Below are 25,151 nucleotides of genomic sequence, written 5' to 3'. Positions count from 1 at the left end.
TAATATGGCTGATTATGTTAGTAATTGATAGCGATTATCGCTTGAATGTATTTTTGTTGCTATCTTACGCTTACAAAAAAAACTTTATTTTATGGAAAGGTATGAGAAAATTTATATAACCTTTTGTAAATAAAATTAAAATGGAAGGCAAGAATAGGAATAGCCTGATTCTGATTGTTTCACGAGATTGTTATTCTGCCAGTCGCTGTACTGCTGTCATGGGCGTGGGGAAAAAAATGAGCTCATTGGTCATTATATTGGCTACTTTTATCATTAGCCTGATTATAATGGCTTCCTTTCTGAATTTCAGGTGGAAGCGGCTTGATAACGCGCGTTATCTACCGTCGATGGTCAAAACAGCCAGACGTAAATTGGATGCTGATGAATATCAATCCATAGAATCTTACCTGAGAAATGCTCATCTTCTGATGAAGCAAAGTAGCCGACATCAGGCAGGCTATCCGGCGTTACCTGTTAAAAGTGATAATGTTTATATCACCAGCCACCCTATTACCCGTTTTTCTGCCGCCAGAGATGAATCTCACCATTGGCGTTATTATGTTGATGAAACAGAAATACATTTACCTGTTTTTCTTGAGCCATTTATCACGCAGCAGAGTACGATTGAAATTATTCAGACAAGCTCAATGCCGATTGTCATCGCTGTCAATGGTCACTCTCTGAAAGATTATCAGCAGGATCTATCCATCACGCGGGCGATAGCAAAAAAAGAGCATGCTTCCATCCAAAAAAATGGTAATTCAAGTGCTAACTTACTGTATATCCGCAAGGAGACATTAGAAGAATATCGCCTGAGACATTCAACAGGGATTCAGGAAGGCATTCTCATGAGTATGGGGCTTTCGATATGGTTTGTTGCCCTTTTCTTGCCCATCCCCATGTTCCCATGGTTAATGTCGGTTGCGCTCTTAGGCATATTGGGCAGTTTCTGGCCGCACTTTCGGTTGCCTTCGGGCCGAAAATTATCCAATATTCATTGTTTCAGCGGTATTCCCAAACGTTGGGGAGTCTTCAGTGAGTTTGAACCAGAGCCAAGAAAAAATATTTCACTGGGCGGTATTGATCTCATTTATCCGGCGCATTGGGAACCCTATGTTTTTCACGATCTTGACCAGAATACGGATATAGACATGTACGCCAACTGCCATGTCACCCGGCAGGGGCGTTATCTTTCCTTACATGAAGAAGAAAAACACTACCCTTATCAGCGTCACAGGAAAAATTTGATATTGGTGGTTTTCTCTGTATTGGCCTTGTCATTGCTTTATTTTTACCAGCCCGTGAGTTTATCCATGCGGCTCAGTTTGGCTTGGTTATATGGCAACAATACTAAAGTTATTACCAGTTTTACTGAGCTGCAAAAAATGCCGTTGAAGCCAGGAGATGTCCTGAAGGTCAAAGGTGTCGGGATGTGTTATATGCCGCCCGATAGGGCATATGGGGGCGATATCGCGTACTTCGCTGCATTCGATTGCTACGGTGTCTATTGGAACAGTGAAACGCCATTGCCAATACTGGAATCTAAAGCCGTTGAGAAGTCGGCTGCGCTGATTAAAATGGTTAATGAGCAATTGCATCCGTTTTCAAATAACAGGAAGATCAATCCAAGTCTGGATGAAGCTATTGTTAAATCCGGTATGATCCTGCTCGACAACTTTGCTCCAATCGTCTTAAAAACGCACAGCTTATGTCAGAACGAGCCTGAGTGTAACCGCCTTAAGAATGCACTTGCCAATTTAGGGAATGCCAAGAATTGGAATACGCTATTAAACGATGCCAAAAGAGGAAAGCTGGATGGAACCAAAGTGTTATTGCGTTCTGCCAGTGCGGATGCGTTGGAAAAATTGGTTGATACGACGACGGCATCATTTATCTATAGGGAAATGGATAAAATTACCACTCTGATAAATAGTCCATCACCGGGAGGTGTTTTGCTGATTAGTGCAGAGAAGAGAGAATTGATCGAATATCCGATGCGGGTAGGCAATATGTATGAACATACTGCTCTGGAACGATGGCAGGAATTAGAAGAAGTTTTAGGATTACTGATGAGGACGCCATTCGAAACCGGGGGGATCGTGACGCAATTGTCCGAGGACGCAAATGGGACCCGCCAGATTACGCTGCATCGTGAACCCGATACCAAGACTCTCATTCGTTATCTGGGCAGTTGTTTGCTGTTGGCAATATTGCTGACGACGTTCACGATCAACATGATACTGGTTATAAAGAAAAAGCAGAAAAACCGGCGGCGTATCCAGCATATCACTCAATACTACGATAACTGTTTCAAATCATCTTCATCGCCGATGGATTGGCGATAATCCGATGGGCTGTGTTACCCTCAGTCCGTTTTTTGCCGGCTCCGATTAGACAGTGGGATCCGATAATTGGGAGAAGCTATCATGTTGAATTCAGACACCGATCAGGCTGTGCGCCTTGATAAATGGCTATGGGCTGCCCGTTTTTACAAGACCCGTTCCATCGCACGTGAAATGATTGAAGGGGGTAAAGTCCATTATAATGGGCAGCGGAGTAAGCCGGGTAAACTGGTTGAGTTAAACGCCGAGATCAAACTGCGTCAGGGCAATGATGAGAAAACGGTGATCGTCCTGGCATTGAACAGCCACAGACGTAGCGCCACCGAAGCTCAGCAACTTTATCAGGAAACGGCAGAAAGTATTATCAATCGGGAAAAAATGGCATTGGCCCGTAAAATGAATGCGCTGACGATGCCGCACCCTAATCGCCGTCCAGATAAAAAAGAACGGCGCACACTGATTAAATTCAAGAACACAAAATTAAATGAGGCGGAATAATCGTCTCAGTGAAATGAGAGAAATTTATGACCAAGCATGACCAATTACACCGCTTTTTATTTGAAAGCTACTCTGTCAGGGGGGAACTCGTCTCCGTCAGCGAGACTTACCAGCGGATGCTGGAGAATCATCATTTCCCTCAACCTGTGCAGCAGCTATTGGGTGAATTGTTGGTCGCAACCAGCCTGTTGACAGCGACATTGAAATTCAATGGGGATATCACCGTACAGATTCAGGGTGATGGCCCGGTCAAGTTAGCGGTAATTAATGGCAACAACCAGCAACAGATGCGCGGCACTGCACGCATCGATGGTGATATTAATGCAGCCAGCAGCTTGCGAGACATGATAGGCAATGGCTATATGGTCATTACTGTTACCCCTACAGAAGGTGAGCGTTATCAGGGAGTTGTGGCTCTGGAAGGCGATACGTTGGCAGAATGTCTGGATGCTTATTTCAGGCAATCTGAGCAATTACCAACCCGCTTGTTTATCCGTACCGGAATGCAGGATGGAAAAATGGCTGCGGGTGGCATGTTATTGCAGGTTTTGCCGAGTGTACAAGAAGGCAGCGAGGATATGCTTGACCATCTGGTGCAACTTACTGCAACCATTAAGGGTGAAGAACTGTTTACTCTGGATCCGAAAGAAATTTTGTATCGTCTTTATCATGAAGAAGATGTCACGCTCTACGAGCCTCAGCAGGTTGAATTTCGTTGCACATGTTCCCAACAACGTTGTGCTGATACGTTAGCGACATTACCAGATGCTGACCTTCAGGAAATTTTGCACAACGATGGCAAAATTGATATGGAGTGTGAATTCTGCGGGATGCACTATATTTTCGGTGAGAAAGATGTCAGTGAAATAAAAGCGACGAAAAAAGAGCAGTCGCACTGATTAAATATATGTACTGATTATGTGGTTGCACTATTCGTGCATAACAGTTTTTCATGGGGCGTAAAATACGCCCTTTTTATTATTTGCCCTTCTTTCATTCATTCCGTGCCCTGTGTCTCATATAAACTTAAAAAAAGTAATGTAATTCCAATTTTTTGATAACAATCGCTGTTAATTAGTCATAATTATTTATTATCCCCCGCAGAGATAGAGATAAAGTATAACTGACCAGGAGCAACAAATGAGCGTTACAGGCATTACTGAGCAGGAACTTGCGGTTTATGGTATTCGTGGTGTTAGTGAAATTGTTTATAACCCAAGTTATGAATTGTTATTCTCTGAAGAAACCCAATCCTCACTACAGGGATATGAGCACGGCACACTCACTAATCTTGGTGCTGTCGCAGTAGATACAGGTATTTTTACAGGACGTTCCCCGAAAGATAAATACATTGTCCGTGATGATGTTACTCGCGATACCGTATGGTGGGCTGATCAGGGTAAAGGTAAAAATGATAACAAACCGCTCAGTCAGGAAACCTGGTCTCATCTCAAGGGGTTAGTTACTCAACAACTTTCAGGCAAACGTTTGTTTGTTGTGGATACCTTCTGCGGAGCCAATGAAGATACGCGCCTGAAAGTGCGTTTTATCACCGAAGTTGCCTGGCAGGCTCATTTTGTGAAAAACATGTTTATCCGCCCATCCGATGAAGAGCTGGTCGGTTTCACGCCTGATTTTATTGTGATGAATGGCGCCAAATGCACGAACCCACAGTGGAAAGAGCAAGGGCTGAATTCTGAGAACTTTGTTGCTTTTAACCTGACAGAGCGTATGCAGTTAATCGGTGGTACTTGGTACGGCGGGGAAATGAAAAAAGGGATGTTCTCAATGATGAACTACCTGCTGCCACTGAAAGGTATTGCTTCCATGCACTGCTCTGCTAACGTGGGTGAAAAAGGCGATGTCGCTATTTTCTTTGGGCTTTCTGGTACTGGCAAAACAACACTTTCCACTGACCCGAAACGTAAATTGATCGGTGATGATGAACATGGCTGGGATGATGACGGCGTGTTTAACTTTGAAGGTGGTTGCTATGCGAAAACCATCAACTTGTCCAAAGAAGCCGAGCCGGATATCTATCACGCTATTCGCCGTGATGCCTTGCTGGAGAACGTCACAGTGTTGGCAGATGGCACGGTTGATTTTAATGATGGCTCCAAGACAGAAAATACCCGCGTCTCTTATCCTATCTATCACATTGACAACATCGTTAAGCCCGTATCAAAAGCAGGACATGCGACTAAAGTGATTTTTCTGACAGCAGATGCTTTTGGTGTGCTGCCTCCGGTTTCCCGACTGACTCCAGAGCAGACGCAATATCACTTCCTGTCAGGTTTTACCGCGAAACTGGCGGGAACTGAACGTGGTGTGACGGAGCCTACCCCAACTTTCTCTGCTTGCTTCGGTGCGGCATTCCTGTCACTGCATCCGACTCAATATGCAGAAGTGCTGGTTAAGCGCATGCAGGCATCGGGCGCGAAAGCTTATCTGGTCAACACTGGCTGGAATGGTACAGGCAAACGTATTTCTATCAAAGATACCCGTGCGATTATCGATGCTATCTTAAATGGTGACATTGAAGACGCAGATACCATCGAACTGCCGATTTTTGATTTGACGGTTCCAACTTCATTGCCGGGTGTCGATACAGGTATTCTTGATCCACGCAACACTTACGCGGATAAATCCGAATGGGAAGTTAAGGCGAAAGATCTGGCACAGCGCTTTGTCGATAACTTCGATAAATATACCGATACCGCTGCGGGAGCCGCGTTGGTGAAGGCTGGCCCTAAACTGTAAATTCTGTTTAAAAGCTATTCCTATGAAAGAACCCTATCCGGCCGGATAGGGTTCTTTCTTAACTGATATTTTTCAATTCGATACAGGGACAAAACGCAAAATTAAAGCGCTGATATCAATGGGATGGCATATCGAACAGCAGAATCTCACTTTCTTGGCTGGCAGTTAATTGAAGAAGGGATTCATCCCAGATAGCGACACCATCGCTGGTGGTAGCCAGCGTTCCATTGATCATCACTTCGCCCTGAACAACCTGAATCCAGATTTTTCGTGCTTTTTCCACAGGATATTCCCCCTTTTCGCCGTTTTTAAATGCCCAACGCCATAACATCATATCCTGAAAAACTTGCAGGGAACCCAAACGAGCATCAGGAGACAGGACTAGCTGGCGGCCTTCAACAGTCTCAAAACGGCGCTGTTCATAACGGGGAGTGAGTCCTGCTTTATCTGGCATGATCCAGATTTGGTAAAGATGTAATTGGTTATCATGATGTGGGTTAAATTCTGAATGACGAATGCCGGTTCCTGCGCTCATAATCTGGAATTCTCCCGTCGGCACTTGTCCCTGATTTCCCATGCTATCTTGATGTTCTACTGTTCCGGACAGCACATAGGTTAATATTTCCATATCCTTGTGAGGATGCGTGCCGAATCCCTGACCCGCATCAATAACATCTTCATTAATGACTCTGAGAACTGAAAATCCCATGAAATTTGCATCGTAATAGTTAGCAAATGAAAAAGTGTGCCAACTGTCCAGCCAACCATGATTGGCATGGCCTCGTTCTGAAGCGCGACGTAAGTAGATCATTTTCAAAATCCCTCAATGTTTTTTGTAGTCTAGTTGAAGGGCTGAAATATAAAAGATTAGAAATTTAACCTTAGCGTTCAAAAAAACTGAATAAACACCGGGGAATTATCGGGCAAAAAAAAGCCAGCAATAAGCTGGCTTATAAAAAGTAAACACTGGAAGCAATGTGAGCAATGTCGTACTTTCACATGGACCCTGAAGGTGGTGCACTGAAAGTGTTAAGAATGATAATCGTTCTCAATATCACTTGTAAAGTGTTTTTTTAATCAAATTTAGGATGCGTTTATCTATGCCCCTAATTCCATTTGATAGAGATGTTGGGTTCCTGAGTCATGAAACTGATATGGCGCTAGCTGATAGCCTCTTAGCCATAGTAAAAACCACCCATCATGTGTATCGGGGCATAATCCTGCGAAGCGGAAGCCCCCTTTTTTGAGCTGTGGATACAATTCCAGAGATTCTTCACACGCAGGCAGTTTTAAATAGATTAACTGTCCGGTTGGAAAATCGATAACTTCCGATAAAAAATCAGAATGAACCTCATAGAGCGTGATCTCCAGACGTCGACCGGATTTTTTAATGGTAAACGGCTCCGAGGTAAGGAAACGACGATAGGCTTGCTGCGCACTTGGGGATGACTCACCCACATATTGGCTTATCTGGGTAACCCAATTCTGCCAGGATTGTGGCCAGTTCAGTTTAGGCAATGGCAATGACTTAAGCGGCAAAATGCCCTGAACGATACTTTCAGGCTCAGGCAGCCCAAATGGTGAATCGACATAATCCAGCATCAGGGCTGTCGAATAAAAGCCTAAGTTCCGGGCGATATACTGGCTTTTCGGATGTGAACATACCTGTTTTATCGTCAATAAATTATAACTTAGCTCTTTCGCATAGCGGCATAAATAGCTGCCCAGAGACTTAGCCACACCATAGCCCTGAAAATTAGGATCTACTGCGATGAGTGCAAGTTCTGCATGGTTTTGCTGCACCGCATCTTTAACCAGTGCAGCATGACCGATGAACCGCCCTTGATGGAACGCTAAGGCAGAATACCATTGCCCCGTGACCTGATTATCATCAATGAGCCTTGGCAGATAAATATCAGGATAGACATACGAGTCGCCGTAGACTTCACGGAATAATTGGCTGATCTTTTTATCATCACCCGACTGGTAACTTCTAATCTGAATAGCGGAAGGGAAGATAGTCATCGATTTCAACCTTTAGTTATAACTACGCAGATCCACAACTCGCTGCAATTTTCCCGATCGGGGGTGCGTATACATACCATCGATATTGGTTTGCACAATCTCCAACATACTTTGATGTATGTTGGCCTCAGCCAGATTAGGAAAAGCCGTCAGTACCCTATGACGTATCTTGTCGGTATCGACAGTTTGAAGACTTGCCACTAACAGTCTGATTTTATCTTCCCCTGCCTGCTGACTTAGCTCTAGTTGCCAGGCCAGAAGCTCCGTTTGCTGCGACAGTTGTGCGGCTAAATCATCAGGGAATAATGAAAGTGTGCCAAACCGGATACGGTAGCCTTGATTGGCACGCCCTTGCAGGGCGAACTTGCGGTGCATCTGTTCTGGTTCACACCAGCAAGCCATATCACCAGTCGGATAGCGGATCACTGGCATGAGTTTTCGTTGTAGATTGGTGACAACGAGCAGGCCGCATTTACCCGGAGTCGTAATGGGTTGATGAGTAATCTCATCCACGATTTCGATAATTGTGTCTTCTTCAAATACCCGGTGTTCTCCTTGCTGGCACTCAGGATCAGCAAAGCCGATCAAGCCGGCATCAACGCTGGCACAGCCTATTGAGCCCAAACGCGCATTAGGAAAAACCTGCTGTATGATAGCTATCTGTGAATCAAACAGGCTCTCCCCACCGTACAAAATGGTCTCCACCATCGGCAGTGTTTGTCCTGTATCTTTCAGATAGTGAGCCAGGCGGATTAACTGAACGGGTACACCCGCCAGCACATTGATGTTATGCAGTTGAATATTGTTAACCAGCAAATCATCTTCAACCTTGCAGGTAAAAGGATACTCCAATATGGGGAGTGACGAATTTGACAATGCACCGTGGATAAATATGAAGCTGGTATACAGATCGCCAGCAAAAAACAGGTTGGCTACACGATCCCCGACTTTCAACTGGCGGGCAATACCTTGCCCAAAGGCGTGAATAAATGCTTGCCACTCTTGTTGACTGAAAACTGACAACCGTCCATCGCTGGTTGAGCCACCCGTTTTATATACATGACCGCCTGCCAGTGGTGCAGTCAGTACCGGCCATGTTTGTAAATCGTTTGAATGTGCCCAGTAATCACTGGGCTTCACGAGAGGCAAATCTTTCAACGCCCAGTTCTCGGGAATGGATTGGTAGAGTGCTTTGTAATAAGCAGAATGTTCGCGTGCATGTTGGAGCAAATCAATTAATGCTGTTCTGGTCATCATCTGAATTTTACCCACTTAATATTTACGCAAATCGATGAATAATGGTGATTTTCCGCTATGTGTATTTTGGCGAAATTGAGTAACGGGTGTGGAAATAATATCTAAATTCAGTAGCTTTCCATTAACCACTTCGGCGAGTTTTGCATTCTGTAATAAACGCTGGCGCACTATTGCTGGCTCGGAACCATCAACCAATAGCTGAATGCTATCGATGCCGTTACTGTTATGCTCGATTATCCATTGCACGGGTAAGCTCAGTTGTTGAGACAAATCTGCCAGATTGACGAAAATGCTACCCACACGTAACAAAGCACCACTACGTCCCATCAAACGGAAGCGAGGGGAAGAAAGGCCACAGGAACAGGGTTGATTGATCCAGCAACCGAGATCGCCTAAATCATAACGTTGGACAGGTTGTGCCTCACGATGCAGGGAAGTAAATACCAGACGGCCTGTTTCACCATCAGCGACGGGTTGATCATTATCGACATTGAGAATTTCCAGCCATTGGGTATCGGTCATTAAATGGAAAACACCGTCTTCGCTGGCGGCACATCCATGACCTACAGGGCCGGCATCTACTGTACCGTAGATGGTTGAACGTATCAGGGTAACGCCAAAGCCGGTCAGGAAGTGCCGCTGGCTCATGTTCAGGTGTTCACCACCCAAAAATAGCTTACGAATACCGCCATATTGACGCAGTTTGGCTTCCTCATTCAGGAATAACCGATGCAATGTGCTTGGCATTCCCACCAGCGTATTAATACGTTGTTGTACGATGAAATCGGCGATTTCACGGAAATCATTATCAGCAGGGCCGCCCATTGGATATTGGGCTACTCCCAATTTATCCAGAATGGTGAAAAAGCTCATCATGCCACCGTACAATTTTCCGCCATACAACAGATTCATCACCCGATCAGTCGCGGGTTCAAGTCCAGAAGCGAATACGCCATCGGCTGCGGCCTGCATTTGTCGGTGATAATCCTGATAGCTATATGCGGCCAGTTTAGGCTCACCGCTACTGCCACCGCTGCGGAAAAACAGGCGGGATTTTTCATTCGGAACCAGTGCATGAAAATCGGCTTTATTCATGACAGGCAGATTTTCCAGCCCATTTGGACGCGATGGAGAAATATCAAGATGGGCGCAGCCTGCCATTAAATCTGGGGACAGACTGACCGAGACTCGTTTAGTCAGGCGCGATAGTGCATAAACGCCATCGTGTGGCTCACCGCTATAGCCATCATGCATCTGTCCCGCCGGCGTGATACGGCTAATACCTGCTGCGATCAGCGCATGGCTCATCTCGGTTATTGATTCCTGACGAGCCATCAACGCACAGGTTTGCAGGTGATTACGCCAAGGTTGCAAAATAGAACACAGGCGTTGACGCGGAGCCGGGCGTATCTGCAATGTGCGGAACAGAGGGGACGAAGCCAGTTCTTCTTCGTGTCGCCAGATCACCCGCCATCCGTCTGCTTGCCAGACTTCGCCGTTTACCTGCGTAAAAGAGAGATCGAGTTGTTGAAACGCAGTTTGGGTTGTAATTTCAGCGGCTTCCTGAATATCCGGTTTCAATGCCGGATGTAACCCGGAACGACGTTGCAGGGCGGCAGCCATGCGTTGTCCGACATGCTGTAAAACATTTGGATCATCACTATCGACCAGCAGGCATTGCGGGCTGGAACAGGCTTGCTGATCAAAACGGCAAATATCATCAGCCAACGCATCTAACAGGGTATCATCAATTACTTCTGGGCTTAGCCAGGCAAAACTGATGCGGTGTCCCCAATCTATCCAACGGCAACCTGTCGGTAATTGGGATCGAATAGATGCCAGAGAATAATCGCCTCCCCAGGCAGAAACAGCATCAGCCTGATTCAGTAATTCTGCCAGTTGTGTTACAGGCAATGGTAATACTGCTACCCGATCAGCTAAATCACCTGAAATATCGTATGCCAAGAATTCCGCTAACAGTTGCGAACTAAACCCATTATCGCTGCTACTGGGACGCAGCCAGTTGATATTACCGACCAACAAGCTTTCGATAACAGCCATAAAAGGCAGTAGTGCCGCATTGGAGGGAGTAATATGGACGACTAATCCCAGAGGTTTCCAAGCCTCATAGCGATTCTGGTCATAATCGAATCGACGCAGTGAAAAGGCATTTTTTCCAAGTTCCCGCTCCAGTTTGGTTTCTAACGCCTGACGTTGGCAGAATGTACTAAGCGCTTTTCGGGCTTGCGCATCAAACAGGGGATGATCATCCAGATTGGACAGATAATCTGCGAAACGTTGTGCACAATCCAGCACTTGCCCGGAAGTATGAGGACGAGCCAGCAACTCAGGTAGCCGCTCACGTAATTTTGTGATGTTTTGACCTGCCAGTGGCGCTGGAGATATTGGAATATTCATTGAACTTACGGAAATTGTATTTACGGAAGACATATCAAGATCTCTTAATCAATTCTGAAGCGGCGATAGCACAACTACGATTTTTGCTGGTACCGGCACGGCCAAGCAATTCAAACCAGTCAGTGTCCAATTCACAGCCACAACTGTCAGCGGAATGCAGTATGGCAAGATCATTTGTGACGATGCTGTGGGCAGGACAGGAAGTGATATAAGGCGATGCGAAGTGCAGAAATCCAGGTTCTCCATAAGGCTGGCGCGACAAATTGGCGGTATGGCGCACGTAAGCCCGGGCATAGACCGGGACATGAAAATTATGATGGGAACATTCAACATAAGGCACAGGATGTTCCACTGAGCCATAACCATCGCGGCAGCGAATATCAGGGATACCTAGTTGTTCAGTCAGACGTTGATACAGTTTCAGTTTAGGGATGGATTTATCGGCATGAGTTTTCCAGCCTCCACCGAGAAAAACCAGTGACTCTGGATGCAATTTCAGTGCAGGAAGCCCCATTTGCTCCATTCTTTGCAGGGTAAACCACAGGAAAGCGGGAAAGCCGAAAATACGTACCGGCAACCCTTCTTCAGCGAATTGTTGGAGTGCGGCAATTGTACCGAAAGGATCAAATTCATTGCCTTGGCCATTGTGACGCAAAGCATAATAAGCGCGATTTACGGGGGCATATTTAGCCAAAAACTGATCGGTATAGGCCGTACCCAGCGTAATAGCACCTGCGGGTTCGTAGTTGAATAGCAGATAGTTGCATGGTTGATCGGGCGTATTCCAGCCATAATAGTCGAAAATACAGTCCACCATATGTTGGGCAGCCGTAATACTTTCAGCATCATAGCGCATGCGGCTTTTCTGTCCGGTGGTTCCGGAAGAAGTCAGTTCCAGCGCATCTTGTGCACTATCACTGAGTATCAAATTACGCTTGAAGTAATTGGCAAATAGCAACGGCAGGCTTGACCAATCTTCCAGTGCCATTATCGCCTGTTTATCTAAACCATGATCTGCCAGCCATTGCTTATAGCCAAGAGTATGCTCGCAGTGATACAGCGTCAGTTCACGCATGGCGGCATCAAATAATGCATCATATTCGGCACAAGCACGATAAGGGTGTGTGACAGCACACAGTGCTTTGACGTGAGGTAAATTTTGCATATTGAGACTCATTCTTTAGTAACAACTACATAGGATAATTAATTAAAAACTTTAATTAATTAGTGTGTTCGCGTACTGAATGTAATCATTTTTGATAGGCTTTATTCGTTACCTAATGTAATGAAAAAAGAGGCTATCTTAATTAATTCTTTGAGCCTTGGTGGAGGATGATACTTTTGGTTTCTGACAGTAATCAAGTCTAATTTTGGTAAAATTAGCTTATAACCGATATTATTTAGCGTTTATTTACATTTTTATAGTCAATGTCAGTCCTGTATTTGCGGGGCGCATTATTCCAAACCATATAGTAACAATCAAATCATTTTTCTAATGTTTTGCTTCGTTTTTATGTTTTTGGTAATCATTGTTTAATACATGTGTTTCATTAATTGTTATTATGTTATTGTTGGTTGTCGCTGAGAGGGAGGAAAGAAAATCCAGGAAGCCTGAGGGATGAGGCTGTGGTTATGAAGGACGGGAGCGGGGGGAATAAGGTGATGTACATTCTTTATCTCTGAAAGTCATGCTATAACTTTTCTCGATGGATTAGGAAAACTAGACGGTTATACTATTGTTAATCATTCTGGATACCCCTTCGCGGGTAAACGGCAATAGGTTGGTTGGAAAAAGCAACTAGACACAGTGATGGTTTATACTGTCATAATGCATACTGATGAGAATTTGATTATGTCTTTACGGTTAAAAAAGCTTAAAATTGAACGACTTTTTGGTCAAAAGAATATTGAACTGGATTTCAAAGAAGTTAATGTCTTGGTCGGGAAAAATGGATTAGGAAAAACGACAGTTTTAAAAATATTGAATGCATTATTAACTGGTGATATTAATTGTCATGAGCTAACTTTATGTGAAAAAGCGGCACTAACTTTCAATACTGGTGAGATAATTTCATTCATAAATAACGATGAAGTTGCCATATCAAAATATTTAGATAAATTACTAGAAGACTTTGATATTAAAGGTGAAATATCACATTTGAATATTATATCGGAAGTGGTTAATAAGATAAATAAAAAAAAAGGTGCTATTCATCATGATATTATAACTTATTCTAATGACTCTCTAATGGAGAAGTTATCTAAAGAGGTTAATGTTTGCTACATATCAACATTAAATATGTCAGCAAACGCGCATCAAGAAATAACTAAAAGTGATGGAAGAACTAAAAATATTTTGGATTGGGAATTAGATGATGATCTAAAAAAACTGATGCAGATCAAAGATAGTTCTCAAGCTAAGAAATTTGAAACTGTGATGACATTATTATTGACTGATAGTGGGAAATACGTAAAGATTATAAATAATGAAAGCGTGAATTTTTATGATAATAAAAGTAACAGGTTAATAGCATTAGAAAATCTATCCTCTGGTGAACGACAAATTATCTATATTTTAACTAAGATAGCTAATACACAAGGTAAACCAACATTTTTGTTAATGGACGAACCAGAGATTTCTTTGCATCTTAACTGGCAAGAAAAACTAATAGATAATATTCTGGAAATTAATAATCAGTGCCAAATTATGGTTGTTACACATAGTCCTGCCATTATCATGGATGGTTACATGGACTCATATGTTGATATAAAACAGATTACTACGGAGATGTTAAGTGGATGATTTTTCTGACATTTTAAAGTCATCAAAATTTATTTCTGCTTATAATAAACAAAGATCTGGAATAGCGGCAGGAATATTATGGATCGAAAATCCATCTGATCGTTTGTTTTGGGAATTAGTGGTTTCACTTAGTTACCCTGATAGATATGTCGTGAAACCATATTCAAAATCAAACGTGTCAGGTAAGAGGATATTGGAAAAGGAATATATTAATCTTCATTCTAATTTAATTGTCGGTATAGATAGTGATTTTGATTTCATTTGTCCTGAACGGCATGAAAATGCAAAAGAAATGAACAGAAATCCATTTGTTCTGCATACTTTTTGCTATTCACGAGAGAGCCTTATATGTTGCCATGAGTCAATATATGATATTTTAAATAAATGTTATTATCAGGAGAAGGTTTCATCTGAAATTAATATGGCTTTGAATGCGTACTCTCTGGCTATTTATGACGCATTATGTGTATTTGGCTATTTACATAATATGGATTGGAATAAATATAAAGAAAAAGATTTCATGTTAGCTATAACGATAACTGATGGAAGCTCTTTATTAGATGAAAAACTATGTGTTAATAAAATAGAGTTAGATAAAATAAAAGAAAAATCTTCTTCTTATGTGAGAGATTTATTATCTGATGTAGTGAATAACAAAGAGTTCGAAGAATTTAAAGAAAAACTAAAAAGTCATGGAATCGTGCCAGAAACGGCTTACATGTTTACTAATGGACATTTTATCCATGATGCAGTAGTTAAGAATATGATAAAGAAAATTATATCTTCAAATAGAAATGCTGATATTGAGACTGTAAAAAGATTGAATATCCCTCAAAAGAATAAAAACGATAGAATTCGTGAAATTCACAATCATTTTAAGGAGCGTTGTGTTGTAGAAGGACTTATGTATAACAGTCAGGCTTTTTCTGGAAATATTTTCTTTAAGAAAATACTTAATAAGCTGAACAACTTAAATAGCGTGTAATTGCAAATACCACCTCAAAAGGAGGTGGCTTAAAGTTCTGTTCCGGTTTTTTTAGAAAAAAATAAATCATTTTAGGCAAGAAAATTATCTTATCTTGGTCATATCTAACTTAAAATCTATATCCAGTTTTTCCAATATAGCAGGAAGAACCTGATGAATTACTCGCATGCCGACTAAAAGTTCGTTCATATAAATATCAGGGTGAATACGTGAAGAGTTAACACCCAAACTTTCAGCTTCAGCCGCATGACCGAGCTTAGCGTCTGAATCATGAATTAATGATAATAATTCTGCTCTGAGGGGAACTCCAGACTGGAAGGCTTTATTCTTGACAATGTTGAGCCATTCTTCGTAGTTCTTTATTATTTTATACCTAAATTCTTTTTGCTTAGGCGCGAATCGTATATCAATATCGATCTTACAAGCGGCTAAACTAATTAGTGCAGGCTCGATGTTTATTGCTTCCGTTTCAAATAAATTTAACTCCTCATCGTATATAAGATCAGCAACGTAGGCAGCATAGAAACCATAAACATTATTCAGGGCATTAAAGATTTCATAGATGACATTGATGTAATTATTTTCTTCTTCTTCGATTAACTTCCAGATTTTCTCATCATCTTCATCTTCATAACTTAACTCTTTAGGGAATGATTCCGGTGGTTTTACCCCCATATCTGTCAGTATACTGCAAACATCTGAACATAAAAAAAGCATATCATCCTGTAAGAGGGCTGTAGTGTACCCCGTTTCTTCATTTTCATGTGAAATATCAGCTAATTGGGAGATGATTTTTTGCCAACCAAGGGCATTTTCGTAAGATCCTGCCCAAAGAACAAATTTGGGGTCTAGCTCACCTATTTTTGTGATGTCTCTGAATTTTTTTTCCATATCCAGAGACATATGTTCGCCTTTTTTCCACTTAGTGATTTGAGTAGGAGAGACGTCAAGCTTGCTGGAAAGTTGTTTCTGAGTGCAGGATAAAACCCGTAAGGCTAGTTCTACAAAAGCTTCACTTGTCATTAGTTAGTCCTCATAGCAGACAGACAGCGCACTTTCTCTCACGGCACAAGATGCCATTGCTAAAACTGAGGCTGTTTTGCCTTAGAATTTGCACGCTGTTGTCTCTGATAATGCGTTATACAGTGGTCAATATCTAGAGCTCGTTGAAGCTCTTTAAATGATCTTATCTGTAGTTAATGTAGTCGGCTTAACTTGATTATCTCTACACAAAGCGATCAAAGCCTGCGCACAAGCCCACCCCGAACTCCACGCCCATTGGAAGTTATACCCACCGAGCCAGCCGGTTACATCAACCACTTCACCGATAAAGTACAACCCTTTCACCTTATGGGCTTCCATTGTTTTTGAGGACAATTCATTCGTATCCACGCCACCAAGAGTTACTTCCGCAGTGCGATAACCTTCTGTCCCATTCGGTTGCACCTGCCAGCATTGCAGGGTCGCGATCAACTCTTTTTTCTGGGCGGAATTAAGTTGTTTCAGAGACAGTTCCGGCAATTGCCCGAAAGACTGTAAACATTCCACCAAACGTTTAGGCAGGAGCTTAGCCAGTGTGTTTTTCAAACTCTGGTTAGGATGAGATTCCCGCTCTTGTTCCAGAAAGCTCTCTAGGTCTGTATCAGGAAGTAAGTTAATACTCACATACTCACCGTGTTGCCAATAACTGGAAATCTGCAAAATAGCCGGGCCGGAAAGACCGCGATGGGTGAACAGGATATTTTCCCTGAATACGGTGCCATCTTTTGCGGTGACAACAGAAGGAACCGCGACACCAGAAAGTGTTTGCAGTTGTTCCAGTAGAGGCTTATGCAGGGTAAACGGCACTAATGCCGCACGTGTAGGCAGGATATTGAGACCAAATTGTTCTGCGATACGGTAACCGAAAGGCGTGGCGCCCAAACCGGGCATAGATAGACCACCAGACGCAACAACAAGTGAGTGTGTGTTTACTTCTTTTCCTGAAGCCGTAATAACAAAACCCCGCTCTTTCTTTTCTACGTGGGTGACTTCACTACGCAAGCGAATAGTGACACCGCCGAGTTTGCATTCTTTTAAAAGGAGGTCGATAATTTGTTGAGCGGAGTCATCGCAGAAAAGCTGGCCCAATGTTTTTTCGTGATAAGGGATACTATAGCGTTGTACCAGATCAATAAAATCCCACTGTGTGTAGCGAGCAAGTGCTGACTTACAAAAATGCGGGTTGGCAGAAAGATATGCGGCGGGTTCGGTGTACATATTGGTAAAATTACAGCGTCCGCCACCGGACATCAAAATTTTGCGCCCCGCTTTTTTGCCATTATCCAATACCAGAACATTTAATCCGGCTTGCCCTGCCTGAGCAGCACAAAACAAGCCAGCAGCGCCGGCACCGATAATAACTACATCAAATTTTTCCATTCGCCTGTCTCTTCTGGCCGAGTTAATTATAGGAAATCACCGCATTGTGGGGGTTGTATTCACGAACTACGGAGAAAAATACGCATTTAGTTTCACTTTTGGCTGGCAAAAGTTATTTTTTATCAAAAAAATATCAAAATATTAAAATTAAATAACCATTTGATATATTTGATAAATATGAGGAATTTTATGGCATTTTATTGTCATTAAATCAAAAAAAGGTCATATTTCTCTTTTCCCGCTAACGTTTGTCACTGATAATGCGCGCGTTCATGTCCTACTAACTGGCTTAACGTTTATGCTACATCTGTTTACTGGCCTGGAATTTTATACCGGCCTTATGTTAGTGCTTGCTCTGTTGTTTGTGCTTTTCTATGAAGCCATCAATGGGTTTCATGATACCGCAAACGCAGTAGCAACTGTTATTTATACCCGGGCGATGCGTTCGCAGCTTGCCGTTGTCATGGCAGGGGTTTTTAACTTTTTGGGTGTTCTCCTTGGTGGATTAAGTGTCGCTTATGCGATTGTGCATCTGCTGCCTACGGATCTTCTGCTAAATGTCAGTTCGGCTCACGGGTTGGCTATGGTTTTCTCCATGCTGCTGGCAGCGATTATCTGGAATTTAGGTACGTGGTACTTCGGTATTCCAGCATCCAGTTCCCATACGTTGATTGGTTCTATTATCGGCATCGGCTTGACCAATGCGATAGTGACCAGTTCTTCGGTAGTGGATGCGTTGAATATTCCGAAGATGATACAGATTTTTATGTCCTTGATCCTGTCTCCTCTGATTGGTCTGGTCATTGCCGGAGCGATGGTGTTTTTGTTGCGCCGCTATTGGAGCGGTACGAAAAAACGTCGCCGTATCCATATGACGCCTGTCGAGCGTGAAAAACAGGATGGTAAACGCAAACCGCCATTCTGGACACGTACTGCCCTGATTCTTTCTGCTGTTGGTGTGAGCTTCTCCCACGGAGCCAATGACGGCCAGAAAGGTATTGGTTTGATCATGCTGGTTCTGATTGGCGTTGCGCCTGCGGGCTTCGTCGTCAATATGAACTCAACCAGTTATGATATTGCCCGTACTCATGATGCTGTTGTCCATTTGCAGCAATATTATGAGCAGCACAGCCCGGCACTGGCTCATGCGATTGAGTTGGCTCCAGCTATCGCTTCTGTGGAAGACCAATTGGATATGGAGTTCCATTGTGATAACTCACGCGCTCTGGTGATTTTGAACAAGACTGAAAATATGCTGGGGAATATCCAGAGTTTCAGCGAGTTGACGCCGGAGCAACGCAACAGTATGCGTCGTATGCTGATGTGTATCACTGATACCGCCAGCTCCGTGGCTAAGTTGCCGGAAACCAGTATTGAAGATGCTCGTTTCCTGAATAAGCTGCGCAAAGATCTGCTGAATACCGTGGAATATGCACCGTTGTGGATCATCGTTGCTGTGGCGCTCGCTCTGTCTTTGGGCACCATGGTAGGGTGGAAGCGTGTTGCTGTGACCATTGGTGAGAAGATTGGCAAAAAAGGCATGACTTATGCCCAGGGTGTTTCTGCTCAAGTTACCGCCGCAGTTTCCATTGGTGTTGCAAGTTATACGGGAATGCCAGTATCTACGACACAGGTACTTTCTTCTGCTGTAGCGGGAACAATGCTGGTTGATGGTGGTGGTGTCCAAAGCAAGACCATCAAAAATATCATGCTGGCGTGGGTTCTGACTCTGCCTATTTCCATTGGATTGTCAGGTATTCTGTATTGGATTGCCTTGAAACTGATCTAATGACATCTTAGAAAAAAGGGTTGGCTACTGTGTTGGTAAGCCAACCCTTTTTTATTTCTGACTTTTTTCTGTTCACGTTAGTTTCTCAAACCCGTTCAAACAACGATTATTATCAGGCATAACACACCAGCCCCAAACAACACTTCCGTCAATATAAATTGCTTTCTCAGCCTTTCGCACAACAAGATGACATCGGGATCATGATGGTTGATATAACTTTGCGAATTGATATAGCGCACGAGCCGAAACTGTTTGCTGAATTGACTATTGGTTGTAAAAAAACCATTACCATCAACCGACTGATACAGCATGGGATCTGACTCGCGCAAGATTGACAATAGTGCACGGAGCGAAGAAAAGTAGCGAACCATGTTAATAATGCAGATAAAGCAAACTGCCCAAAAGAGTGCAATAGCATTGAACATACTTCCTCCTGCTTATAGCGGCAACAAATGCTGCCAGAAAGAAGAAATCAACCGAAAAGATTCTAATGTGAATAATAACTATATTAAATTTTAGAAGAAAATACAGTGCCCTGTGTATTGAAGAAAGAATGAAATGGGGGGCTTTATTTAAGGAAGAAAGAAAAACAATAAGTTGTGATCAAAACAACACTCAAAAGGTACATTGAGCAGTTATAGTATAAACATTAAATCACAGCATTTAGTGCTGCCAATCCATTTAATCGACGTTATGGAAGGAGCTCTTATGGCTTACAAACATATTCTTGTTGCGGTTGATCTATCACCAGAAAGTCAGATTTTGGTGGAGAAAGCTGTGTCAATGGCAAAACCGTACAATGCCAAAGTTTCCCTGATCCATGTTGATGTAAACTACTCCGATCTTTATACCGGCCTGATTGACGTTAATCTTGGCGATATGCAAGAACGTATCGCGGATGAAACCCGTAAATCCCTGAAAGAGCTGTCTGCCAGCGCAGGTTACCCTGTTCAGGAAACGTTGAGTGGCAGTGGTGATTTAGGGCAAGTCCTTGTTGATGCCATCAAACAATACGATATGGATCTGGTTGTATGTGGTCATCATCAGGATTTTTGGAGCAAGTTGATGTCTTCAGCGCGTCAGCTTATTAACACTGTTCATGTTGATATGTTGATCGTGCCTTTGCGTGATGAAGAATAATCTTCGGTTGAAATTTTATTCTATAAAATCGCCTGCTTATGCAGGCGATTTTTTTGCCCTTAGAAAAGACAATGAAACTGCTTTAGAAATTGTCAAAGCTATTTTTAAAGAAATTAATAAAAAATAGTTGTTGAAATGTAAGCATAAAACGGTGCTATATTCAGAAAGCAAACCGTAATTACCTCACATTTTCGACAAAAAAATAATATGGAAAATGGCTGGGGGTCATCACTTCTGAATGACAAAAAGGAAGCCCTAAATGAATGTTGCATCATCTTTAGTCACATTTCTCGATTCGGTTCAGTCCCGCAATCAGCATCAACCAGAATACCTACAGGCAGTACGAGAAGTGTTGACCTCTCTCTGGCCTTTTCTTCAACAAAACCCGCAATATTGTGAGCAAGGATTATTGGAACGTCTGGTCGAGCCGGAAAGGATTATTCAATTCCGCGTCTGCTGGGTGGATGACCAAGGAAAAGTACAGGTTAACCGTGCATGGCGGGTTCAGTTTAGTTCTGCCATTGGGCCATTTAAAGGTGGGATGCGTTTTCATCCTTCGGTTAACCTTTCTATCCTGAAATTCTTGGGCTTTGAACAGACATTGAAAAATGCGCTGACAACGTTACCAATGGGCGGCGGAAAAGGGGGTTCTGATTTTGATCCCAAGGGAAAAAGCCACGGTGAAATCATGCGATTTTGTCAGGCATTAATGACAGAACTTTATCGCCATTTGGGGCCGGATACCGATGTACCCGCCGGAGATATCGGCGTGGGGAGTCGTGAAGTTGGCTTTATGGCTGGCATGATGAAAAAATTGTCTAACAATACGGCATGTGTTTTCACGGGCAAGGATCTCTCATTTGGTGGAAGCCTGATCCGCCCTGAAGCCACGGGCTATGGCTTGGTTTATTTCACCCATGAGATGTTAAAACGCCACGGCATGGGATTGGAAGGCATGCGGGTATCCGTATCCGGCGCAGGAAACGTTGCACAATATACCATCGAAAAATGTATGGAACTGGGTGCAAAAGTGGTTACGGCTTCCGATTCAGGCGGCACAGTATTGGATGAAGAGGGTTTTACACCGGAAAAACTCGCCCATCTTGAAGAGATCAAAAATCAACGTTACGGCCGTATAGAGGAGTATGCCAAAGAGCGCGGATTAACTTTCCTCAAGGGCCAGGATCCGTGGTCAATTCCGGTGGATATTGCCCTGCCTTGTGCGACTCAGAATGAATTGGATTCAGACGCGGCAAACGTGCTGATTAAAAATGGGGTAAAAGCAGTTGCGGAAGGGGCAAATATGCCGGCAACCATCGCTGCTACGAATGCTTTCCTTGAAGCCGGCGTTTTGTTTGCGCCGGGCAAAGCCGCCAATGCGGGGGGCGTAGCGACTTCCGGCCTTGAGATGGCCCAGAACGCGATGCGTCTAAGTTGGAAAGCGGAAAAAGTAGATATTCGCTTACATCACATCATGCTCGATATCCATCATGCTTGTGTCGAATATGGAGGAGAAGGCAAGCAGACTAACTATGTACAAGGCGCAAATATTGCGGGTTTTGTCAAAGTTGCAGATGCCATGTTAGCGCAGGGGATCGTGTAGTGGCTTAGTTTGGCATGTGAATTGGTAGCCAATTTTCGGATAATCCCCATGAAAATATGGGGATTGTTTTTCGGCGTTGAGATCTTGATTAACAGGGATAAATATCAAAACGGTGATTTTTCGTGGTAATCGCGGCAGAGGCTTTAACGCCTGCCAGCGGTTCGGCATAATCCGGCCGTTTCACGACAACCCGACGTTTCGCCAGTGCCCGTGCTGGTGCCAGTAAACTGTCAGCATCCTCATCCGCCCCGACCAGAGACTGGAAAACGCGCATCTCTTTTTTAACCAGAGCGCTTTTTTGTTTATGCGGATACATCGGGTCAAGATAAACCACATCGGGTGGTGGTGTAATATCCGTCAATGCAGTAATGCTTGAAGCATGAATCAGCGTCATACGCTCTTTCAGCCAGCCACCGATCTCTTCATCCTGATAGCCGCGCTGTAGACCATCATCCAGTAATGCTGCTACCACCGGGTGGCGTTCCAACATTCTGACATGACAGCCGATGGAAGCCAGCACAAAGGCATCGCGGCCCAAACCTGCAGTCGCATCCACAACCGAAGGTAAATAATCTTTCTTGATGCCGACGGCCTTAGCGACTGCTTCGCCGCGACCGCCCCCAAACCGGCGACGGTGAGCCATTGTTCCGGCAACAAAATCAACATAAATTCCGCCCAGCTTGGGTTCGTCGCGCTTGCGTAACTCCAGCCGTTCGGGAGTCAGTACCAGAGCCATGACTGAATCTTCATCATGAACCAGATTCCAGCGTTCAGCCAATAGCGATAAGGCGCTGTGATCAGCGCCTTCTTCACAAATCAAACAAATCTTCACAAGTTTCTTATCCAGCGATGCCGTAGCTTTTCAGCATAGCATCCAGTTTTGGTTCGCGACCACGGAAACGAACAAACAGCGTCATTGGGTCTTCTGAGCCGCCACGAGCCAGGATATTATCGAGGAATGACTGACCTGTTGTGCGATTGAAAATTCCCTCTTCAGAGAAGCGGGAATACGCATCTGCCGCCAGAACATCCGCCCACAGATAGCTGTAATAGCCTGCTGCATAACCGCCATTAAAGATATGGTTGAAGGAGTTCGGGAAGCGTCCCCAATCTGGAGATGGGACAACAGACACCTGTTTTTTCACCGACTTCAACGTTTCCAGAATTTGCGCCCCTTTAGCTGGATCATATTCCACATGCAGGCGGAAATCGAACAGACCAAACTCAAGCTGACGAAGGATCTTCATCGCGGCCTGATAGTTTTTGGCTGCCAGCATATTATCCAGCATCTCTTGCGGCAGTGGTTCCTTAGTTTCATAGTGACCGGAAATAAACGCCAGCGCTTCTGGCTCCCAACACCAGTTTTCCATAAACTGGCTCGGACACTCTACCGCATCCCAAGGCACACCGTTGATACCTGCCACATCCAGCGCTTCAATTTGGGTCAGCATGTGATGCAGGCCGTGCCCAAACTCATGGAACAGCGTCGTGACTTCACTGTGCGTGAACAGGGCTGGTTGATCCCCGACAGGCTTGTTGAAGTTACACATCAGATAAGTCACAGGATCTTGCAGCACACCAGAAGCATGACGCATTCTGCCGACATAACTGTCCATCCATGCGCCGCCACGTTTATTCTCGCGGGCGTAGAGATCCAGATAGAAACTACCGCGCAATACTTGCTTATCATCATACAACTCAAAGAAGCGGACATCGGGATGCCATGTATCCACATCGTGGCGTTCTTTGGCAGTGATACCATAAATGCGGCGAACGACTTCAAACAGCCCTTCCAGCACACGTTGTTCAGGGAAGTAAGGACGTAATTGCTCATCATCAATCGAGAAGTCATGTTGTTTTTGCTTCTCGCTATAATATGCCAGATCCCATGCTTCCAGCTCATCAACCCAGTAGTGAGATTCAGCGAAATCCTCTAGCGCTTCCAACTCTTCCTCACCTTGCTTGTGGGCGCGTTTGGTCAGGTCGTTCAGGAAATCGAGCACTTGCTGAGGTGTTTTAGCCATTTTGGTGGCAAGGGAATTTTCAGCATAGTTCTTGAAACCTAGCAACTGAGCGAGTTCATGGCGCAATGCGAGTATTTCGGCCATGACTTCATTATTATCCCACTTCCCGGCATTTGGCCCTTGATCGGAAGCACGGGTTGTATAGGCGAAATACATTTCCTCGCGTAGTTCACTATCATCAACATAGGTCATGACAGGCAGATAACTTGGCATATTCAGCGTCAGCAGCCATCCTTCCTGCCCTTTGGCTTCGGCAGCGGCTTTAGCGGCGGCTTTGGCACTTTCAGGCATACCCTCCAGATCGCACTCATCGGTAATCAGCTTGGTCCATCCCATTGTGGCATCCAGCACATTATTGCCGAACTTCGCGCCAAGCTCAGATAAACGGGCAGTAATTTCACCGTAACGTTTCTGCTTCTCTTCTGGCAGGCCAATACCGGTCAACTCAAAATCACGCAGAGCATCTTCAACAACCTTACGCTGTGGCTGGGGAAGATTTTTGAAAGCTTCACTTGCTTTCAGTGACTTATATGCTTGATACAGACCTTTGTGTTGCCCTAGCCAAGTATCGAATTCAGAACGCAGAGACAGGCTTTGCTCATAGACTTCGCGCAGCTCTGGACTGTTCTTGACGGCATTTAAATGACTGACAGGCGACCATACACGGGCAAGTTTATCCTTCTCTTCAGAAATTGGCTGGCACAGATTATCCCAAGTAAAAGCGGAATTTTCTGACAAAATCTTCTCAATTACTTGACGGTAGTTGGCTAACGTCTCTTTCACAGCAGGCACGACATGTTTTGGTTCAATTGCAGAGAACTTAGGCAATGCAGAAGGTGTCAGTAACGGATTAGTCATAATGAGCGCCTTATATGTGTAGTTAGAGTTAGGGTATACGCTGAAACCAGCCTTATATCCCAATGGGTCGTTGACGATAGATGGGGATAAGATACCGTGAGTTCAATGCTAATGCCGCACTTTTATGCGAGTAATCTGGCTCTTTTTATGTCAGATATCTGTGAAGCATCTGCGAAACGACGGAGACATTTAGATATTTTGGGAGACGCGCTATAATCCCGGCTCTTC

General features: G+C 44.0%; 19 protein-coding genes. 9 read left to right on the top strand and 10 right to left on the bottom strand.

The features are described 5' to 3' along the window. Positions 1 to 236 precede the first annotated feature (236 nt). From Xenpb_RS10320 to pckA, 4 genes are all read left to right on the top strand, one after another. Positions 237 to 2,345: an IgaA/UmoB family intracellular growth attenuator gene (locus Xenpb_RS10320; protein WP_187654264.1), complete on the top strand. Its 2,109-nt coding sequence runs from the start codon at positions 237 to 239 to the stop codon at positions 2,343 to 2,345. An 81-nt stretch (positions 2,346 to 2,426) separates the two neighbouring features. Beyond that, positions 2,427 to 2,840 (top strand): ribosome-associated heat shock protein Hsp15, encoded by a 414-nt coding sequence (hslR, locus tag Xenpb_RS10315; RefSeq protein ID WP_187654241.1) that lies wholly within the window; start codon positions 2,427 to 2,429, stop codon positions 2,838 to 2,840. A gap of 26 nt (positions 2,841 to 2,866) precedes the next feature. Then, positions 2,867 to 3,739 (top strand): Hsp33 family molecular chaperone HslO, encoded by an 873-nt coding sequence (gene hslO, locus Xenpb_RS10310; protein WP_187654240.1) that lies wholly within the window; start codon positions 2,867 to 2,869, stop codon positions 3,737 to 3,739. Positions 3,740 to 3,980: 241 nt separating this feature from the next. After that, on the top strand, positions 3,981 to 5,600 hold the full coding sequence (gene pckA / locus Xenpb_RS10305; RefSeq protein WP_187654239.1) for a phosphoenolpyruvate carboxykinase (ATP): 1,620 nt from the start codon (positions 3,981 to 3,983) through the stop codon (positions 5,598 to 5,600). 115 nt (positions 5,601 to 5,715) lie between these two features. Here pckA and Xenpb_RS10300 read toward each other — a convergent pair whose 3' ends face one another. From Xenpb_RS10300 to Xenpb_RS10280, 5 genes are all read right to left on the bottom strand, one after another. Beyond that, complete coding sequence (locus Xenpb_RS10300) at positions 5,716 to 6,411, bottom strand: pirin family protein (protein WP_187654238.1); 696 nt, start codon at positions 6,409 to 6,411, stop codon at positions 5,716 to 5,718. A gap of 287 nt (positions 6,412 to 6,698) precedes the next feature. After that, a complete protein-coding gene (locus Xenpb_RS10295) occupies positions 6,699 to 7,625 on the bottom strand; it encodes a GNAT family N-acetyltransferase (RefSeq protein WP_187654237.1) in 927 nt (308 codons plus the stop codon). A 12-nt stretch (positions 7,626 to 7,637) separates the two neighbouring features. Next, on the bottom strand, positions 7,638 to 8,882 hold the full coding sequence (locus Xenpb_RS10290; RefSeq protein WP_187654236.1) for a phenylacetate--CoA ligase family protein: 1,245 nt from the start codon (positions 8,880 to 8,882) through the stop codon (positions 7,638 to 7,640). 15 nt (positions 8,883 to 8,897) lie between these two features. Beyond that, on the bottom strand, positions 8,898 to 11,333 hold the full coding sequence (locus Xenpb_RS10285) for an acyl-CoA reductase (RefSeq protein ID WP_187654235.1): 2,436 nt from the start codon (positions 11,331 to 11,333) through the stop codon (positions 8,898 to 8,900). A 1-nt stretch (position 11,334) separates the two neighbouring features. Then, positions 11,335 to 12,465: an acyl-protein synthase gene (locus Xenpb_RS10280; protein ID WP_187654234.1), complete on the bottom strand. Its 1,131-nt coding sequence runs from the start codon at positions 12,463 to 12,465 to the stop codon at positions 11,335 to 11,337. A 687-nt stretch (positions 12,466 to 13,152) separates the two neighbouring features. On the opposite strand from Xenpb_RS10280, the gene Xenpb_RS10275 reads away from it, so the two are divergent. Beyond that, the gene (locus Xenpb_RS10275) at positions 13,153 to 14,103 is read left to right on the top strand and encodes an AAA family ATPase (RefSeq protein WP_187654233.1); all 951 of its coding nucleotides are present in this window, start codon (positions 13,153 to 13,155) and stop codon (positions 14,101 to 14,103) included. Then, entirely contained in the window at positions 14,096 to 15,088 is a 993-nt protein-coding gene (locus Xenpb_RS10270) for a DUF4435 domain-containing protein (protein ID WP_187654232.1), read from the top strand. Before Xenpb_RS10275 ends, Xenpb_RS10270 begins: the two co-directional genes overlap by 8 nt. Positions 15,089 to 15,172: 84 nt before the next feature. Here the strand turns inward: Xenpb_RS10270 and Xenpb_RS10265 are convergent, their stop codons facing one another. Together Xenpb_RS10265 and Xenpb_RS10260 are read right to left on the bottom strand one after the other, a co-directional pair. Next, positions 15,173 to 16,111: an XRE family transcriptional regulator gene (locus Xenpb_RS10265; protein WP_187654231.1), complete on the bottom strand. Its 939-nt coding sequence runs from the start codon at positions 16,109 to 16,111 to the stop codon at positions 15,173 to 15,175. A gap of 153 nt (positions 16,112 to 16,264) precedes the next feature. Beyond that, entirely contained in the window at positions 16,265 to 17,509 is a 1,245-nt protein-coding gene (locus Xenpb_RS10260) for an NAD(P)/FAD-dependent oxidoreductase (protein WP_187654230.1), read from the bottom strand. Positions 17,510 to 17,807: 298 nt separating this feature from the next. Here Xenpb_RS10260 and pitA point away from each other — a divergent pair, with 298 nt between their 5' ends. Further along, positions 17,808 to 19,298: an inorganic phosphate transporter PitA gene (pitA, locus tag Xenpb_RS10255; protein WP_187654229.1), complete on the top strand. Its 1,491-nt coding sequence runs from the start codon at positions 17,808 to 17,810 to the stop codon at positions 19,296 to 19,298. A 95-nt stretch (positions 19,299 to 19,393) separates the two neighbouring features. Here the strand turns inward: pitA and uspB are convergent, their stop codons facing one another. Continuing rightward, positions 19,394 to 19,723, bottom strand: a complete 330-nt coding sequence (gene uspB, locus Xenpb_RS10250) for a universal stress protein UspB (protein ID WP_187654228.1) — start codon at positions 19,721 to 19,723, stop codon at positions 19,394 to 19,396. Between the two features lie 283 nt (positions 19,724 to 20,006). On the opposite strand from uspB, the gene uspA reads away from it, so the two are divergent. Together uspA and gdhA are read left to right on the top strand one after the other, a co-directional pair. After that, entirely contained in the window at positions 20,007 to 20,438 is a 432-nt protein-coding gene (gene uspA / locus Xenpb_RS10245) for a universal stress protein UspA (RefSeq protein ID WP_047962023.1), read from the top strand. 259 nt (positions 20,439 to 20,697) lie between these two features. Continuing rightward, positions 20,698 to 22,041: an NADP-specific glutamate dehydrogenase gene (gdhA, locus tag Xenpb_RS10240; protein ID WP_187654227.1), complete on the top strand. Its 1,344-nt coding sequence runs from the start codon at positions 20,698 to 20,700 to the stop codon at positions 22,039 to 22,041. Positions 22,042 to 22,129: 88 nt separating this feature from the next. On the opposite strand, the gene rsmJ is transcribed toward gdhA, so the two are convergent. Together rsmJ and prlC are read right to left on the bottom strand one after the other, a co-directional pair. After that, a complete protein-coding gene (gene rsmJ, locus Xenpb_RS10235; protein WP_099112836.1) occupies positions 22,130 to 22,873 on the bottom strand; it encodes a 16S rRNA (guanine(1516)-N(2))-methyltransferase RsmJ in 744 nt (247 codons plus the stop codon). A gap of 7 nt (positions 22,874 to 22,880) precedes the next feature. After that, on the bottom strand, positions 22,881 to 24,923 hold the full coding sequence (gene prlC, locus Xenpb_RS10230) for an oligopeptidase A (protein ID WP_187654226.1): 2,043 nt from the start codon (positions 24,921 to 24,923) through the stop codon (positions 22,881 to 22,883). Positions 24,924 to 25,151: the final 228 nt, after the last annotated feature.

The sequence above is a fragment of the Xenorhabdus sp. PB62.4 genome (genome assembly GCF_014467285.1).
Taxonomy (GTDB): Bacteria; Pseudomonadota; Gammaproteobacteria; order Enterobacterales; family Enterobacteriaceae; genus Xenorhabdus.
The sequence above is the reverse complement of the archived record's forward strand: the minus strand, read 5'-3'. Positions and strand labels throughout refer to the sequence as shown.